This is a genomic window from Pseudomonas jessenii (genome assembly GCF_002236115.1).
GTDB lineage: Bacteria > Pseudomonadota > Gammaproteobacteria > Pseudomonadales > Pseudomonadaceae > Aquipseudomonas > Aquipseudomonas jessenii.
The window spans coordinates 779,074-792,833 of the sequence record NZ_NIWT01000003.1 but is presented as its reverse complement, the minus strand read 5'-3'; the positions used below and the strand labels follow the sequence as shown (position 1 = coordinate 792,833).

The window sequence follows — 13,760 nt, the reverse complement described above, 5'->3', positions numbered from 1 at the left end:
TCACGCGTCCTTCTGCTTGGTGCCGAAGATCTTGTCACCGGCATCGCCCAACCCTGGGATGATGTAGCCGTGTTCGTTCAGTTTTTGATCAATGGAAGCGGTGTAGATGATCACGTCCGGGTGAGCTTTTTCTACAGCGGCGATGCCTTCCGGGGCGGCAACCAGCACCATGGCGCGGATGTCCCGGCAGCCGGCCTTTTTCAGCAGGTCGATGGTGGCAACCATGGAGCTGCCGGTGGCGAGCATCGGGTCGATGATCATCGCCAGGCGTTCGTCGATTTCCGGAACCAGTTTTTCCAGGTAGGTGTGGGCCTGCAGGGTTTCTTCGTTGCGGGCAACGCCCACGGCGCTGACCTTGGCGCCCGGGATCAGGCTGAGCACGCCCTCAAGCATGCCGATGCCGGCGCGCAGGATCGGTACGACGGTAATCTTCTTGCCGGCGATTTTCTCGACCGACACTGTGCCGCACCAGCCTTCGATATCGTAGGATTCCAGCGGCAGGTCTTTGGTGGCTTCATAGGTCAGCAGCGCGCCGACTTCCTGAGCGAGCTCACGGAAATTCTTGGTGCTGATGTCTGCGCGGCGCATAAGGCCAAGTTTATGACGGATCAGCGGGTGGCGGATCTCATGGATGGGCATGGGGAAAGGCTCCGGCGGCGGGCAAAAAAACCGGCCTAGATTAATCTATCCGAGGGTGTTGTCCTATAGACATACAGTACGTTAGTCCACAAACGCTTGATCTGGCCTCGCTTGATGCGTACCTTTGCCCGCTTTTCCTGATTCCGCCACCCCTTTGGAGAGCACCATGTCTGCTGATCTCGAGCATATCCGTCAAATCATGCGAGAGGCTGACTGCCTGTACACCGAAGCTGAAGTCGAGGCGGCCATCGCCCGCGTCGGTGCACAAATCAACGATCAACTGGCGGATTCCAACCCAGTGGTGTTCTGCGTGATGAACGGCGGGCTGATTTTCTCCGGCAAGCTGCTGACCTATCTGCACTTCCCGCTGGAAGCGTCCTACCTGCACGCCACCCGTTATCGCAACGAAACCAGCGGCGGCGATCTGTTCTGGAAAGCCAAGCCGGAAGTTTCTTTCATCGACCGTGACGTACTGATCATCGACGACATCCTCGACGAAGGTCACACCCTGGGCGCGATCATCGACTTCTGCAAGCACGCCGGTGCCCGCAAAGTGCACACCGCCGTGCTGATCGACAAAGACCACGACCGCAAGGCCCGCCCGGACCTCAAGGCCGATTTCGTCGGTTTGCCGTGCATTGACCGCTACATCTTCGGTTATGGCATGGACTACAAAGGTTACTGGCGTAACGCCAACGGGATTTTCGCCGTTAAAGGAATGTAAGACATGGATACGCCTCGCTTTCTGGATCAGACCTTGTTCGCCGAACTGGCCGGGAAAGCCGCGGCCAATCCTCGTGGGCGCCAGCACCACAATTTCCATCAGATGGAAGACGCCTGTCATCGCATGGCGGTGGGGCTGCAGCCATCCACGTATATCCCGCCTCATCGGCATTTGGGCGACAACAAGGCCGAAACCCTGTTGGTCCTCAAGGGGCGGCTGGGCGTGTTGATCTTTGACGAGGCCGGTGCGGTGTTGAGCAAGACCGTGCTGCAGGCCGGTGGGGACTGTGTTGGCGTGGACCTGCCAACCGGTGTGTTCCACGGTTTGGTGGTGCTGGAGGCCGACAGCCTGATGTTCGAATGCAAGGCCGGTCCTTACCGCCCGGTCGGTGAGGGTGAGCTGGCGCATTGGGCGCCGCGCGAAGGCGAGCCGGGTGTTGCCGAGTATCAGGCCTGGATGCGCGCGCAGTTCGACTGATCGGTACCCTGTGGGAGCGAGCTTGCTCGCGATGGCGATGTCACTGACACATTGATGCTGGATGTGCCGACGTCATCGCGAGCAAGCTCGCTCCCACAGTGGCTTCTGTGCATTTGAACCACGTCCGTTTGCTCATGCTAGAGTGTTCGGCCCCGATTCCGGAACCTGTCATGAGCCCTTTGATCCGCAGTTGCGCCGCCCTGTTGCTGACCCTCAGCCTGCCACTGGCCGCCGCGCCGGCGCTCATGCACAGCCAATTCCTGCCGCCGGACGATCTCACGCTGCGCGATGCCGATCCCGAGCAGCAGCAACTGATGCAGGTCACCGATTATTCGGTGGTGGTCGGCGCTCAGCGTCAATCCAATCAACAGCCGATTCCGGTCACTTCGCCGCTGATGATTCGGCTCAAGGGCAAATCCCTGAACAAGGGCGCCACCATCAGTCAGGTGCTGGTCAACTTCGATGGTGAAAGCAAAAGCCTGAAGAAGCCGGTCTACGACGATAAGAGCAAAACCCTGACCCTCTTTTACCCGCTCGCTCAATACCGGGTGGTGATCGACTTGTTGCGCAACGACACGGTGTATTGCCAGTTTCTCAGCTACGCCAATGGCCATGTCTGGGCTGATCTGCACACCGGCAGCACTCGTGCGCGTTGAGCCTTGAGCCCGCGCAGGGGTAAACTGCCCGCCCCGTGAAATGTCTGCGAGCTGGAGTCGGCAATGCGTAAAGATAAAAAACAAGTGATTGGTGACGAGATCGGTGATGAGCAGATCAAGTTGTTCCTCGATTTCGAACCGGTCGACGCGACTTCTCCGTCCCTGCACAAACTGGTCAAGGCCTACCGTGGCCTGCGCATCGACGATTTCGAGCGTTTCCTGACGTTCTTCGTCGAAGCGGGTTACGACGTGAATGGCAAGGATGAGCACGGCAATGACTTCGTCGCCCTGATCAAGGATCAGCGCAACGCGCCGGACTACATTGAGCTGATCGAAAAAGCTCGCGGCTGAGTAAATTTCAGCCATAAAAAAAACGCCCCGCTCTCAGTGAGAACGGGGCGTTTTTTATAAGGCCGAATCAAGCGTAGCTTTCGGTCTCGCTGCTGGCTTCAACCAGTTCCAGGGCAACGTTGTTCTGCGTGTTGATCTTGCGATACAGCGCAGCGTCGGTTTCCAGGACCTTTTCCCGGGCCGGGAAAATTTCGGCCAGTTTGGTGGCCCATTCGCCCTTGGCTTTGCCCGGGAAGCATTTTTCGATCAGCTCAAGCATGATCGAAACGGTCACCGAGGCACCTGGCGAAGCGCCGAGCAGTGCCGCCAGGGAACCGTCCTTGGCCGCGACCAGTTCGGTACCGAATTGCAGGACGCCGCCTTTCTTCGGGTCTTTCTTGATGATCTGCACCCGTTGACCGGCCACTTCCAGGCGCCAGTCTTCAGCTTTCGCCTCAGGGTAGAAGCGACGCAGGGACTCCAGGCGCTGCTCCATCGACTGCATCACTTCGCTGACCAGGTATTTGGTCAGGTCCATGTTGTTTTTTGCCACGGACAGCATCGGCCCGATGTTGCCGGCGCGAACCGACATCGGCAGGTCCATGAAGGAACCGTGCTTGAGGAACTTGGTGGTGAAGCCGGCGTACGGTCCGAACAGCAGGGATTTCTTGCCTTCAACGACGCGGGTGTCCAGGTGCGGCACGGACATTGGTGGCGAACCCACGGCAGCCTGGCTGTAGACCTTGGCCTGGTGGTGCTTGACCACTTCCGGGTTGTCGCAACGCAGCCATTGGCCGCTGATCGGGAAGCCGCCGAAGCCTTTGCTCTCTTCGATGCCCGAGGCCTGCAGCAGCGGCAATGCCGCACCGCCCGCGCCGAGGAAAACGAACTTGGCGTCGACTTCACGGGTGTTGCCGCTGTTGACGTCCTTGATGCTGACAGTCCAGCCGCCGTTGCTGCGCTTGAGGCCGGTCACGCGCTTGCAGTACTTGACCTGGGCATCGGGTGCGCTGGTCAGGTGCTTGAGCAACTGGTTGGTCAGGGCGCCGAAGTTGACGTCGGTGCCATTGATCACGCGGGTCGCGGCGAGGGTTTCGCCAGGATCGCGACCAGGCATCATCAGCGGCATCCACTCGGCCATTTTGGCCTTGTCTTCGGTGTACTCCATGTCGGCGAAGGCGTGGTGCTTGCTCAGCACCTTGAAGCGTTCCTTGAGGAAGGATACGCCGCTGTCGCCCTGCACGAAACTCAGGTGTGGCACCGGGCTGATAAACGATTTGCACGAGCCGAACGTGCCTTTTTTGGTCAGATACGACCAGAATTGCTTCGACACCTCGAACTGGGTGTTGATGTGCACGGCTTTCTTGATGTCGACGGCGCCATCGGCGGCCTGCGGCGTGTAGTTGAGCTCACACAGCCCGGCGTGACCGGTACCGGCGTTGTTCCACGGGTTGGAACTCTCCGCGGCACCGGAATCCATCAGCTCGACGACTTCCAGCTTGATCGCGGGGTCGAGCTCTTTGAGCAGTACTGCAAGGGTGGCACTCATGATGCCGGCCCCAACCAGTACTACGTCGACTGCTTCGTTATGCGCCATTTAACGCGTCTCCAAAATCTGCAGCACCAAATTGTCGGCATGGCTGCCAGGAGTGACGGGGCGTGTCAGTGTTGCCCCAGGTACCCATGGCAGGATCGCCATGTCCGAATCTTCGCAATTTATCGCAACTTCGACGGACGCTACCTGCCAGGCCTAATGAGCCATATGAACTCATTTCAGCGCGCGGGAGGCAATTCGACTTATGGTCGATACATCCGTTTGTGCAACCAAATCCGTAGCGGACAGGCTTCAGGCTCCGGTGTTCGAGGAATACTCGGTCCTGTGTCGTTGGGCTGTTGTAGACGCTAATGGTGCATGTTCAGACGCAAAACTATTCATTTGCTCGCCACACTCTTGTGAAGTTGTGAAAACCCGTTTTTTTCACGCTCTTTTGAAGACGTGAACCTCAAAAAGGGCTGTCCCAGCCTGGCACCGTGCCCGGATGGATTGCCGCCATGGGATACAGGGCAGGCAAAACGGGCAAACAGCTCAGTGACCGAGCGTAATGACAGCTCTGCAGATTCGCGAAAAGTGGAGGTTTTGCTCAACAAAACAGCAAGCGCGCCAGCTTCACTCGATCTGTGTGGGCGGCTCTCTGTGGGCGGTGCGGGGGTGTCAATACAAGCGCATTGACGATGCTGCGAGGCCCGATCAGGAGACGTCCTTATAATCGGGGGGAGATTGTATCTAAGAAACGCAGGGAAATGGTCGTGTTTAATGACTTTTATTAGGTGTTTGGTCAGGTCGTCATCATTTGCTGTGCACGCGAGCGTGGCCGGTGCTGCTGCGAAACGACGCGGGCACCGGCAGGCAGCGGCTGATTCAGCCAGTTCAAGCGGATCTCTTCGATTTCAACCCAGCCATCGCCCATGGGCTGGAGGCTGCACTGTTTGAAGGCCTGGCAACGGCCGTTGCGGTCGAGCAGGGCGAAGCAGCGATGCAGTGGGCGTGGCGCGAACAGAGAGATCAGATGGCGCATGGCGATATACCGTTTGGGTGTCTGCCGAGAAGATTGCCTGCAGGCCATTACGTGCAAGTGTATGAGGGGTGACATCTGCATGACAGGAACCGCGTTGCCAAGGGCTTGTCAGAGATTTCATCAAACACTGTGAGGTGCTGGTTACCCGCAGTGGCGCACCGCTATACTGCCGGCCTGTTTGTGCCTGATTCTGGAGAGAAGAGCATGTTGCAACGCCTGTTGTTCGGTTTGATCACTGTGACCAGTTTGACCCTGGTTGGCTGCGCCCACAGCCCGCAACAACTGAGCCCGGAACCCAAGCTGACGGCTCAACTGGCGCCCGTCGGCCACGGTCAGCCTGTTGTGGTGCGTGTGGTGGACGGACGTCCGTCGCCAACCCTCGGCACCCGTGGTGGCCTGTACCCGGAGACCAGCGCGATTACCGTACAAGGCGCGCAGATTCTGCCGAAACTGCAGGCTCAGGCCGAAGCTGCCGTGCGCCTGTTGGGTTTCACCCCGACCGCCAATGCGGCGAACGCACCGCAAATCACCGTGACCCTGGCCGAGCTGAAGTATCAGTCGCCTAAAGAAGGCATGTACGTGACCGAAGCCACCATCGGCGCGACCTTCCGCTCGGATGTGCAGAACGCCAACCGTCGCTACAGCGGCCGTTATGGTGCTTCCCTGGACCAGCGCTTCGGTATGGCGCCGAACCAGGAAACCAACACCAAGCTGGTCAGCGATGTGCTCAGTGATGCCTTGACCCGCCTGTTCAAGGACCCGACTGTGGGGCAGGTTCTCGGCGAGTAATGCGAGCCCACTGCAGGAGCGAGCCTGCTCGCGATGGTCGTTAACGATTACGCGGGGAATCTGATACCCAGCGGCGTCCTCAAGTCCATCGCGAGCAAGCTCGCTCCTACAGATCGGTTTCAGGCGGCTTGCGAGTAAAAATCCAGCACGCTCACGCCCGTCAGCAAATCCGCCTCCGGCAAATCCGCATGCTGGTGGCCACCGAGTGCGCAATACACCAGCCAGTGGCGGTCCTGAACGTTGAAGGCGAGGCTGCCGACGAGGGCTTGTTGTTCTTCGCTGGGGGTGATGAGGTAAAGACGATCCTGGTTTTCGGCGTGGAGCATGACGTGATCCGTGTCGGTTTCGAGGCGCGCATGTTCGCCGATACAGATGACGAAGCCGTGACTCAGGACAACCATTGATCAAAAGCTTCGTTACTTGTCGGAAACAGAGGGCAGACGCGCAGGCTTTCGGTAGAATCCGCGCCGCGGTCGCCGGTCCGGCACCTGCCACCTGTGTTACTTGAGGTTTGTGATGTCGCTGCACTTGATGACGCTGTTTACCGCCCATCCCGCCAAATTGATCAATCTGCTGGCCTTGTTCTTTGCCTTCCCCGGCGGCTGGTTGCTGCACGCCACCCGTCGTCGCGAACTGCGCGCGATGGCCAGTTTGCAGGCGCAGCGCCAGAGCAGCCCCAGCGTAGAGCCCACGCTGGACTGGGCGACCTTGCGCAAGAACCGGTTTTTCTACATCTTCGGCTTTGCCTGCATGGGGATGGCACTGCTGGTGTCGTGGATCAGTACTCAGGTCTGAGGCTGAAGTAAACCCTGTGGCGAGGGGGCTTGCCCCCGTTCGGCGGCGAAGCCGTCGTCACCTCGACAGGGACGCTGTGTCAGAGGGAAAACCTTCTTAGGTTTTAGGGCCGCTTCGCAGCCCAACGGGGGCAAGCCCCCTCGCCACAAAAAGCGCCGTCAGGCCGATACCGCTTACAGCGGCAACCCTGCCTTCACCCGGTACTGATTGCGCACCGGCGTCGCATATTGCAGCACCAGGAATGGACGATGCTCTTCAGGGCAGGCGTCCAGGCGGCGTTGCCATTCTTCCTGGGCCTTGGCCAGTTCCTCGGCCGGGAACACTTCGGAGGCTTTCGGCACCTGCAACTGCGGATCGGTGTCCTTCCACTGCGCGTAAGCCAGGTAGTGCACGGGGAACAAGCGGTATCCGCTGAGGATTTGCCGGTCCATCTCGACCGCCAATTGCTTGGTGTCTTCGAACAGTTCGGTGATCGGCGTGGCAAAGTTCACATGCACCCGGCCCTTGTAGCCGGTGATGCCCTTGGCGATGCTCACGTCATCCTCGCCCGGCACCTTGGTGTAGCTGCCGGTGGTGGCGCGGATGTAAAGCTCGCGGGCCTTGGCCTGATCGCACGGGTCGTACTCGTAGCTGATCGACACCGGGGTCAGGTTCAGCGACTGAATGACTTCGCCGAACGGCTCGTCCTTGCGGCTCATGTGGAACATCTTGAGGATTGCCGATTCGGTACGGTCGTCACCGTCCTTGGCTCGTCCTTCGGCCTGGGCGATCCAGATCGAGGCGCAATCGTTGCGGATCGAATGATTGATGTACGCCGACAACAGCTGATAAGCCGCCATTTTTTCCCGACGTCCGCTGATCGAGCGGTGCACGATGAAGCTCTTGTTCAGGCGCATCAGGTCGCTGACAAAAGGCTTTTGCAGCAGGTTATCGCCAATGGCGATGCGTGGCGTCGGCAGGCCGGCGTGGTACACGGCATAGTTGACGAAGGCCGGGTCCATCACGATGTCGCGGTGGTTGGCGATGAACAGATAGGCGCTGCCGGACTTGAATTGCTCCACCCCGGTATAGGTGACACCGTCGGTGGCACGCTCAATGGTGTGGTCGACGTAAACCTCGACTTTGTCCTGCAGCGTGGCCACTGAGGTAATGCCGGCAAACTCACGGCGCAGCCGATGGGCTATAAGAGGTTTGAGTGCCCAGCCTAAAGCGCCGGCGAAACGCGGGAAGCGGAAGTGGGTGAGGATATCTAGAAACGCCTTGTCGCCGAGCAGCCGGTCCAGCACCGCTGGGACTTCGCTGTCGTCGTAAGGTCGGATGGCATCGAATTCGCCCATCATGCTCTCTTGTTAGAAACGGCTAGGGTAAGTAAAGGTTTTGATCGAAAACCGGCGGGGTACGGTCTGAAAAAGTAGCCAGACAAAAATAGCCCTGCAAATAGACCGGCGATTATACGCACAAGTCACTTGGGAGACCGCGATGCTGGAAACTGCGCAATATGAATGTCCGTATTGTGGTGAGGAAGTCGAGACGACGCTGGATTTGTCCGGTGGCGATCAGACCTATATTGAAGACTGCCAGGTGTGCTGTCGGCCGATAACCTTCGTGTTGCAGGTTCATGAAGAGGAATGGCATCTCGAAGTGTTCAGCGAAAACGAGTGAGGAGCGTGTATGCAGCGCATCTACGACCCGGAAAACCTGATGGAAGGCGAGTTGCTGCAAGGCATGCTCGCCAGCGAGGGCATTGAGGCGCATCTGGTGGGACGCGATCTGGTGGGAGCCACCGGTGAGTTGCCGATTTTCGGTTTGCTGGGTTTGGCAGTGGATAACGACCAGGCCGAATACGCCCGCGAGCTGATCACCGCGTACAATGCCGCGCTGCCGCTGTCTGGCGATGAACCGGACAGCTTCCCCGGCACGCTGGTCTGTTAGGCTGGCGTTCGTTTGATCAAGAGTCGTGCTGCCCCATGTGTGGACGTTATGCCCTGTTTCGCTGGAACCCCGCCTTCGCGGCGCTGCCCGGTTTTCCCGCCGACCAGCAGGCGCAGTGGAACATTTCCCCCAATGATTCGGTGTTGATGCTACGGGCCGAGCCAGACGGCCAGCGCACGCTGGCCCGCGCCCGCTGGGGCCTGACGCCACCCTGGCTGACCGATCTGTCCCGCACCCCGGCCCACGCCCGCGCCGAAACCGTTGCCGAACAGCCAATGTTTCGCCAGGCCTTGCGTGAGCGCCGCTGCCTGTTGCCGGCCAATGGTTTCTACGAATGGCGCGGCACGACGCGCAAGCGCCCGTATTGGCTGACACCAGGGGAGGGCTCGTCATTATTTTTTGCGGCGATCTGGGAGGCGTATCCGGTGCAGGAGCAGGTGTGGCTGAGTACCGCGGTGATTACCCAGCCGGCAGCGAGCCAGCGGCGGCCGTTGATTCTTGATGAGGCGGGGCAGGCCGCGTGGTTGGATCCCGAGACGCCGTTGCATGCTTTGCAAGCATTGCTGGCCAGTGAACCTGCGGCATTGCGCGAACGGGTGCTGGCCAACATGGTGAATGATCCGAAGCTCAATGGGCCGGAGTGCCTTACTCCGGGTTGAGCTAATGGGTGGCTGAACCGGCCCTATCGCGAGCAAGCTCGCTCCCACATTGGATCTGTGGCGTCACAAATTCCCTGTGGGAGCGAGCTTGCTCGCGATGGGGGCTTCGGATCAGACCCGGAACTGATTGATCAACCGCCGCTGCTGCTCAGCCAGTTTGGTCAAGTCCGCACTGGCCGCGCTCGACTCATCCGCCCCACCGGCCACTTCATTGGCCACCTGGCCGATGTTGATCACGTTGCGGTTAATGTCGTCCGCCACCGCACTTTGCTCCTCGGCCGCGCTGGCAATCTGGGTGTTCATGTCGTTGATCACCGACACTGCCTGAGTAATGGTTTCCAGTGCTTCGGCGGCCTTCGATGCGTGCAGTACGCTTTCGTCCGTGCGGTTCTGGCTGTCCTCCATGACTCGCACCACATCCCGGGTGCCTTGCTGCAGTTGCTGGATCATGGTCTGGATTTCTTCGGTGGCCTTTTGCGTCTTCTGCGCCAGGTTACGCACCTCGTCGGCCACCACGGCAAAACCTCGGCCCTGTTCACCGGCACGGGCGGCTTCGATGGCTGCGTTAAGGGCCAGCAGGTTGGTCTGCTCGGCGATCCCGCGAATGGCGGTGAGGATGGCGTTGATGTTTTCGCTGTCCTTGGCCAGGGTTTGCACCACGCCGACGGCCCGGCCGATCTCCACGGCGAGGGCACCAATGGAGTTCGAGGTGTCGCGCACGATCTGCATGCCCTGGCTGGCGGCCTGATCGGCATGGCTGGCGGCCTGTGCGGCCTGGGTCGCATTGCGCGCGACGTCCTGGGCGGTGGCGGTCATTTCCTGTACGGCGGTGGCCACTTGATCAATCTCGGCCATTTGCTTGTGCACACCGGTGTTGGTGCGGATGGCGATGTCGGCGGTGTGTTCCGACGAATCGCTGACGCTCTGCACCGAAGTCACCACTTGGGTGATCATCGCCTGCAACTTGGCCAGGAAAGTGTTGAAGCCTTTGGCGATCGAGCCCAGTTCATCGGCGCGATCGCTGGTCAGGCGTCGGGTCAGGTCGCCTTCGCCCTGGGCGATATCGTCGAGCATGGCCACCATCTGCTTGAGCGGGCGGGCGATGCCGTGGCCCACCAGCCAGATCACCAGCAAGCCGATACCGGCAATCACCAGGCCAACCATCGCCATGCCGAAGGTGTCGGATTTGCGCTGCGCGTCCAGGTCGGCCTGGAGCTTTTGCAGGTCGGCCATGACCGCATTCAGCGGCAACTGCAGCATCAGGGTCCAGCGGGCGTCGGTCTGGCCGATGCCGAACGGCAGGTACAACTCGATCCGGCCCTTGGCCTTGTCGACGGTATAGGTGACTTCGCCGCGCTTGAGATTGGCCATGTTGGCGATCTGTTTGCTGTCGAGGATGTCGCTGACCTTCTCGCCGAATTTGCTCGGATCCTTGGTGTAGGCAACGATCCGGCCATTGCCGCCGATCAGGGCCATTTCCCCGGCGCCGCTGTAAAGCTTCTGGTTGGCGCCCAGGAGCATTTCCTGGATGAAGTTCACCGACAGGTCGGCGCCGACGATGCCCTGGAAGGCACCGTTGAGCATGATTGGCTCAATAAAGGAGGCGAGCATGACGATTTTGTCGCCCACCTTATAAGGCGCCGGGTCGATCACGCAGGATTTTTTGGTTTCTTTCGAGCACAGGTAGTACTCGCTGGCGCGCACGCCAGTGGACAGGGTTTTCTGGTCGTCGACGTCCACCAGTTTGTCCAGACCCAGGGTGCCGTCGTCGTTGCGGAACCACCAGGGCAGGAAGCGCCCGTTGCTGGCGTCGATGCCGACCACCTGGGTGCCGACGTAGGCCGCATCGTTGTGATCCAGCGCGTCTTTTTCCCAGCCGATGTAGGTGCCGAGGATTTTCGGGTTCTTGACCACGTTTTCCTTGATCAGGCCGATCAGTTGCTCGCGGCTAAGGCTCAGTGAAGGCTGGCCATCGGTACCCGGTGTGCCGATCAGGGCGTTGACCCGCACCAGTCCGCCGGCAATCAGCAGCGGTGCTTCGAGTTCGCGCTGGATCTGGCTGACCTGGGTTTGCGCCAGGGACGTCAGGCGTTGTTCGATGACTTGCTCGAATTGGGCCTGGGTCCGCTCCTGGACCATGTCTTGCGTCCGGGCGCCGGAGAACAGTGCGTACACAACCAGCGCTGCCACGACACTAAGGACAATGGCGCCGGCAAGGGCCGCCACGGAAAACTGGATCGACTTGAATTTCATGGGGGCTCCGCACGCGAAAGGACATCTGCCCAGGTGTATCGGCAGGGTGACGGGCGGGCATGAGCGTGGGCAGTTGAAAGGACCGTTTTTGCGTGCCGGATGTCGTAATTGAATCAATGAGCGGCGTGATGGGCTGCGGGTTGTCGCCGTATGTGAATTTTTTCTACGGCGATGAGAGCTTTGTTCGAATTGTGCGTCTTACGTCCATTGTATCTGGCGTCGATACATTTCCACGCTTAGGATAAACGGCATGTTTTCAGAGAGTTTTTTGATGAACAAGATTTTGGTTGTCAGTGCACTAAGCGCAGCGCTGTTGCTCGCCGGCTGCCAGTCGGTCAATACCACCAAAGGCGGCGCTGTAGGCATTGAGCGCAAGCAGTACATGTTCAGCATGTTGTCCTCGCAACAGGTCGACCAGATGTACGCCCAGTCCTATCAGAAAACAGTGGGCGAAGCGTCCAGCAAGGGTGTGCTGGACAAGACCAGCAATGAAGCCCAGCGGGTTCAGGCGATTGCCGACCGGCTGATTGCCCAGGCGCCGAACTTCCGTCCGGACGCGGCCCAGTGGAAGTGGGAAGTCAACCTGATCAAGAGCGATGAGCTCAACGCCAACTGCGGCCCTGGCGGCAAGATCATTTTCTACACCGGGTTGATCGACAAACTGCAACTGACCGACGATGAAATCGCTGCGATCATGGGTCATGAAATCGCCCACGCCCTGCGTGAGCACGGTCGTGAAGCGATGTCCAAGGCTTACGGCATCGAAATGGCGAAGCAGGGCGCGGGTACCTTGCTCGGGTTGGGGCAGGACAGCCTGGCCCTGGCCGATACCGTGGCCAACTACGGCATGACCTTGCCCAACAGCCGTGCCAATGAAAACGAAGCGGACCTGATCGGCCTGGAACTGGCCGCCCGCGCCGGTTACAACCCGAATGCCGCGATCACCCTGTGGAACAAGATGAGCAAGGCCTCGGAAGGTTCGCCACCGGAGTTCATGAGCACTCACCCGGCGTCGTCGAGTCGTATTGCGGCGTTGCAGGCGGCGATTCCGAAGGTCATGCCTTTGTATGAGCAGGCCAAGAAGTCTTGACTATCAGATGCTGAAAATGTGGCGAGGGGGCTCGCCCCCGTTGGGCTGCGAAGCGGCCCCATTACCTGCAGCCGCAATTCAACAGTTACACCGCGGTTGCAGGATTTACGACTGCTGCGCAGCCGAACGGGGGCAAGCCCCCTCGCCACAGATTGATCTCAGTACCCGGGTCAAACCCACCCGCTGCTCTGCATCGCCTTGTACACCGCGACAATCGCCAGGATGAAGAACGCCGACGCCGCCAGTCGACGGATCAGGGTCAACGGCAATTTGTCCGCGGCAAAGTTACCGGCCAATACCACGGGCACGTTGGCAATCAGCATGCCGAGGGTGGTGCCGATGATCACCAGCCACAATTCTGGATATTGCGCAGCCAGCATCACGGTCGCGATCTGCGTCTTGTCGCCGATTTCCGCCAGGAAGAACGCGATCAGCGTGGTCAGGAACGGCCCGAACTTGCGGGCGGTGCTGGCTTCGTCGTCATCCATCTTGTCCGGGACCAGGGTCCACAGCGCCGTGGCGGCGAAACTCGCGGCGAGGATCCAGTGCAGCATCGTATCCGAGAAGAAACTGCCGACCCAGGCGCCCACAACACCAGCGGCCGCGTGGTTGGCCAGGGTCGCGGCGACGATACCGGCGATAATCGGCCAGGGCTTGCGGAAACGGGCAGCGAGAATGAGCGCGAGCAGTTGCGTCTTGTCGCCGATTTCGGCCAAGGCAACGATTGCGGTAGGTACGAGTAGTGAATCCAGCATCAGGGGTTTTCCTAAGGGGCGGGTCGACACGGCTATGACACGTACAGCCTCCCCGCCCCGGGTAAGGTGTTCGTGTCATAGGTCT

Annotated in this window: 17 protein-coding genes and 1 pseudogene; 10 read left to right on the top strand and 8 right to left on the bottom strand. The window is 59.7% G+C overall.

The features are described 5' to 3' along the window. Positions 1-639, bottom strand: coding sequence for a uracil phosphoribosyltransferase (gene upp / locus PSJE_RS12840; RefSeq protein ID WP_053159679.1), 639 nt, complete (start codon positions 637-639; stop codon positions 1-3). Between the two features lie 166 nt (positions 640-805). On the opposite strand from upp, the gene PSJE_RS12835 reads away from it, so the two are divergent. From PSJE_RS12835 to PSJE_RS12820, 4 genes are all read left to right on the top strand, one after another. Further along, positions 806-1,363 (top strand): hypoxanthine-guanine phosphoribosyltransferase, encoded by a 558-nt coding sequence (locus PSJE_RS12835; RefSeq protein WP_008045996.1) that lies wholly within the window; start codon positions 806-808, stop codon positions 1,361-1,363. A gap of 3 nt (positions 1,364-1,366) precedes the next feature. Then, on the top strand, positions 1,367-1,840 hold the full coding sequence (locus PSJE_RS12830; RefSeq protein WP_057713329.1) for a WbuC family cupin fold metalloprotein: 474 nt from the start codon (positions 1,367-1,369) through the stop codon (positions 1,838-1,840). Positions 1,841-2,010: 170 nt separating this feature from the next. Further along, the gene (locus tag PSJE_RS12825) at positions 2,011-2,496 is read left to right on the top strand and encodes a hypothetical protein (RefSeq protein ID WP_057713330.1); all 486 of its coding nucleotides are present in this window, start codon (positions 2,011-2,013) and stop codon (positions 2,494-2,496) included. Positions 2,497-2,559: 63 nt separating this feature from the next. Further along, positions 2,560-2,847, top strand: coding sequence for a PA4642 family protein (locus tag PSJE_RS12820; protein ID WP_015096805.1), 288 nt, complete (start codon positions 2,560-2,562; stop codon positions 2,845-2,847). Positions 2,848-2,914: 67 nt separating this feature from the next. Here the strand turns inward: PSJE_RS12820 and mqo are convergent, their stop codons facing one another. Then, positions 2,915-4,423, bottom strand: a complete 1,509-nt coding sequence (gene mqo / locus PSJE_RS12815; protein WP_057713331.1) for a malate dehydrogenase (quinone) — start codon at positions 4,421-4,423, stop codon at positions 2,915-2,917. 739 nt (positions 4,424-5,162) lie between these two features. After that, a complete protein-coding gene (locus PSJE_RS12810) occupies positions 5,163-5,402 on the bottom strand; it encodes a hypothetical protein (protein WP_057713332.1) in 240 nt (79 codons plus the stop codon). Between the two features lie 204 nt (positions 5,403-5,606). Here PSJE_RS12810 and PSJE_RS12805 point away from each other — a divergent pair, with 204 nt between their 5' ends. Then, positions 5,607-6,191 carry a YajG family lipoprotein gene (locus PSJE_RS12805; protein WP_057713333.1) on the top strand — a complete coding sequence of 195 codons (585 nt, stop codon included), beginning with the start codon at positions 5,607-5,609 and terminating at the stop codon, positions 6,189-6,191. A 119-nt stretch (positions 6,192-6,310) separates the two neighbouring features. On the opposite strand, the gene PSJE_RS12800 is transcribed toward PSJE_RS12805, so the two are convergent. Beyond that, entirely contained in the window at positions 6,311-6,517 is a 207-nt protein-coding gene (locus tag PSJE_RS12800) for a hypothetical protein (protein WP_033052291.1), read from the bottom strand. 190 nt (positions 6,518-6,707) lie between these two features. Between PSJE_RS12800 and PSJE_RS12795 the strand changes: the two genes are divergently transcribed. Continuing rightward, a complete protein-coding gene (locus tag PSJE_RS12795; RefSeq protein WP_057713334.1) occupies positions 6,708-6,986 on the top strand; it encodes a hypothetical protein in 279 nt (92 codons plus the stop codon). Between the two features lie 173 nt (positions 6,987-7,159). Here the strand turns inward: PSJE_RS12795 and PSJE_RS12790 are convergent, their stop codons facing one another. After that, positions 7,160-8,326, bottom strand: a complete 1,167-nt coding sequence (locus PSJE_RS12790; protein ID WP_090457640.1) for a 1-acyl-sn-glycerol-3-phosphate acyltransferase — start codon at positions 8,324-8,326, stop codon at positions 7,160-7,162. 139 nt (positions 8,327-8,465) lie between these two features. On the opposite strand from PSJE_RS12790, the gene PSJE_RS12785 reads away from it, so the two are divergent. Genes PSJE_RS12785 through PSJE_RS12775 form a run of 3 tightly spaced genes read left to right on the top strand, consistent with a single transcriptional unit; the run spans position 8,466 to position 9,577 of the window. Next, positions 8,466-8,648 carry a CPXCG motif-containing cysteine-rich protein gene (locus PSJE_RS12785; RefSeq protein WP_053159662.1) on the top strand — a complete coding sequence of 61 codons (183 nt, stop codon included), beginning with the start codon at positions 8,466-8,468 and terminating at the stop codon, positions 8,646-8,648. A gap of 9 nt (positions 8,649-8,657) precedes the next feature. After that, a complete protein-coding gene (locus tag PSJE_RS12780) occupies positions 8,658-8,918 on the top strand; it encodes a putative signal transducing protein (protein WP_057713336.1) in 261 nt (86 codons plus the stop codon). Between the two features lie 35 nt (positions 8,919-8,953). Further along, positions 8,954-9,577 (top strand): SOS response-associated peptidase, encoded by a 624-nt coding sequence (locus PSJE_RS12775; protein ID WP_046041890.1) that lies wholly within the window; start codon positions 8,954-8,956, stop codon positions 9,575-9,577. A 111-nt stretch (positions 9,578-9,688) separates the two neighbouring features. On the opposite strand, the gene PSJE_RS32185 is transcribed toward PSJE_RS12775, so the two are convergent. Both PSJE_RS32185 and PSJE_RS32180 read right to left on the bottom strand, forming a co-directional pair. Further along, entirely contained in the window at positions 9,689-10,432 is a 744-nt protein-coding gene (locus PSJE_RS32185) for a methyl-accepting chemotaxis protein (RefSeq protein ID WP_371918691.1), read from the bottom strand. A gap of 111 nt (positions 10,433-10,543) precedes the next feature. Further along, positions 10,544-10,741, bottom strand: a pseudogene (locus PSJE_RS32180) (HAMP domain-containing protein); the annotation flags it as partial. Positions 10,742-12,101: 1,360 nt separating this feature from the next. On the opposite strand from PSJE_RS32180, the gene PSJE_RS12765 reads away from it, so the two are divergent. Then, positions 12,102-12,920, top strand: coding sequence for a M48 family metallopeptidase (locus PSJE_RS12765; RefSeq protein ID WP_090457990.1), 819 nt, complete (start codon positions 12,102-12,104; stop codon positions 12,918-12,920). A 170-nt stretch (positions 12,921-13,090) separates the two neighbouring features. Here the strand turns inward: PSJE_RS12765 and PSJE_RS12755 are convergent, their stop codons facing one another. Beyond that, on the bottom strand, positions 13,091-13,675 hold the full coding sequence (locus PSJE_RS12755; RefSeq protein ID WP_090457636.1) for a TMEM165/GDT1 family protein: 585 nt from the start codon (positions 13,673-13,675) through the stop codon (positions 13,091-13,093). Positions 13,676-13,760 lie beyond the last annotated feature (85 nt).

Excerpts from the sequence above, each read along its gene's own strand:
- PSJE_RS12810 (WP_057713332.1), bottom strand. The coding sequence starts at position 5,402 with ATGCGCCATCTGATCTCTCTGTTCGCGCCACGCCCACTGCATCGCTGC.
- upp (WP_053159679.1), bottom strand. The coding sequence starts at position 639 with ATGCCCATCCATGAGATCCGCCACCCGCTGATCCGTCATAAACTTGGC.
- PSJE_RS12825 (WP_057713330.1), top strand. The coding sequence starts at position 2,011 with ATGAGCCCTTTGATCCGCAGTTGCGCCGCCCTGTTGCTGACCCTCAGC.
- PSJE_RS12765 (WP_090457990.1), top strand. The coding sequence starts at position 12,102 with ATGAACAAGATTTTGGTTGTCAGTGCACTAAGCGCAGCGCTGTTGCTC.
- PSJE_RS12830 (WP_057713329.1), top strand. The coding sequence starts at position 1,367 with ATGGATACGCCTCGCTTTCTGGATCAGACCTTGTTCGCCGAACTGGCC.
- PSJE_RS12780 (WP_057713336.1), top strand. The coding sequence starts at position 8,658 with ATGCAGCGCATCTACGACCCGGAAAACCTGATGGAAGGCGAGTTGCTG.
- mqo (WP_057713331.1), bottom strand. The coding sequence starts at position 4,423 with ATGGCGCATAACGAAGCAGTCGACGTAGTACTGGTTGGGGCCGGCATC.
- PSJE_RS12755 (WP_090457636.1), bottom strand. The coding sequence starts at position 13,675 with ATGCTGGATTCACTACTCGTACCTACCGCAATCGTTGCCTTGGCCGAA.
- PSJE_RS32185 (WP_371918691.1), bottom strand. The coding sequence starts at position 10,432 with ATGGCCGAGATTGATCAAGTGGCCACCGCCGTACAGGAAATGACCGCC.
- PSJE_RS12795 (WP_057713334.1), top strand. The coding sequence starts at position 6,708 with ATGTCGCTGCACTTGATGACGCTGTTTACCGCCCATCCCGCCAAATTG.
- PSJE_RS12785 (WP_053159662.1), top strand. The coding sequence starts at position 8,466 with ATGCTGGAAACTGCGCAATATGAATGTCCGTATTGTGGTGAGGAAGTC.
- PSJE_RS12800 (WP_033052291.1), bottom strand. The coding sequence starts at position 6,517 with ATGCTCCACGCCGAAAACCAGGATCGTCTTTACCTCATCACCCCCAGC.
- PSJE_RS12805 (WP_057713333.1), top strand. The coding sequence starts at position 5,607 with ATGTTGCAACGCCTGTTGTTCGGTTTGATCACTGTGACCAGTTTGACC.
- PSJE_RS12820 (WP_015096805.1), top strand. The coding sequence starts at position 2,560 with ATGCGTAAAGATAAAAAACAAGTGATTGGTGACGAGATCGGTGATGAG.
- PSJE_RS12835 (WP_008045996.1), top strand. The coding sequence starts at position 806 with ATGTCTGCTGATCTCGAGCATATCCGTCAAATCATGCGAGAGGCTGAC.
- PSJE_RS12775 (WP_046041890.1), top strand. The coding sequence starts at position 8,954 with ATGTGTGGACGTTATGCCCTGTTTCGCTGGAACCCCGCCTTCGCGGCG.
- PSJE_RS12790 (WP_090457640.1), bottom strand. The coding sequence starts at position 8,326 with ATGATGGGCGAATTCGATGCCATCCGACCTTACGACGACAGCGAAGTC.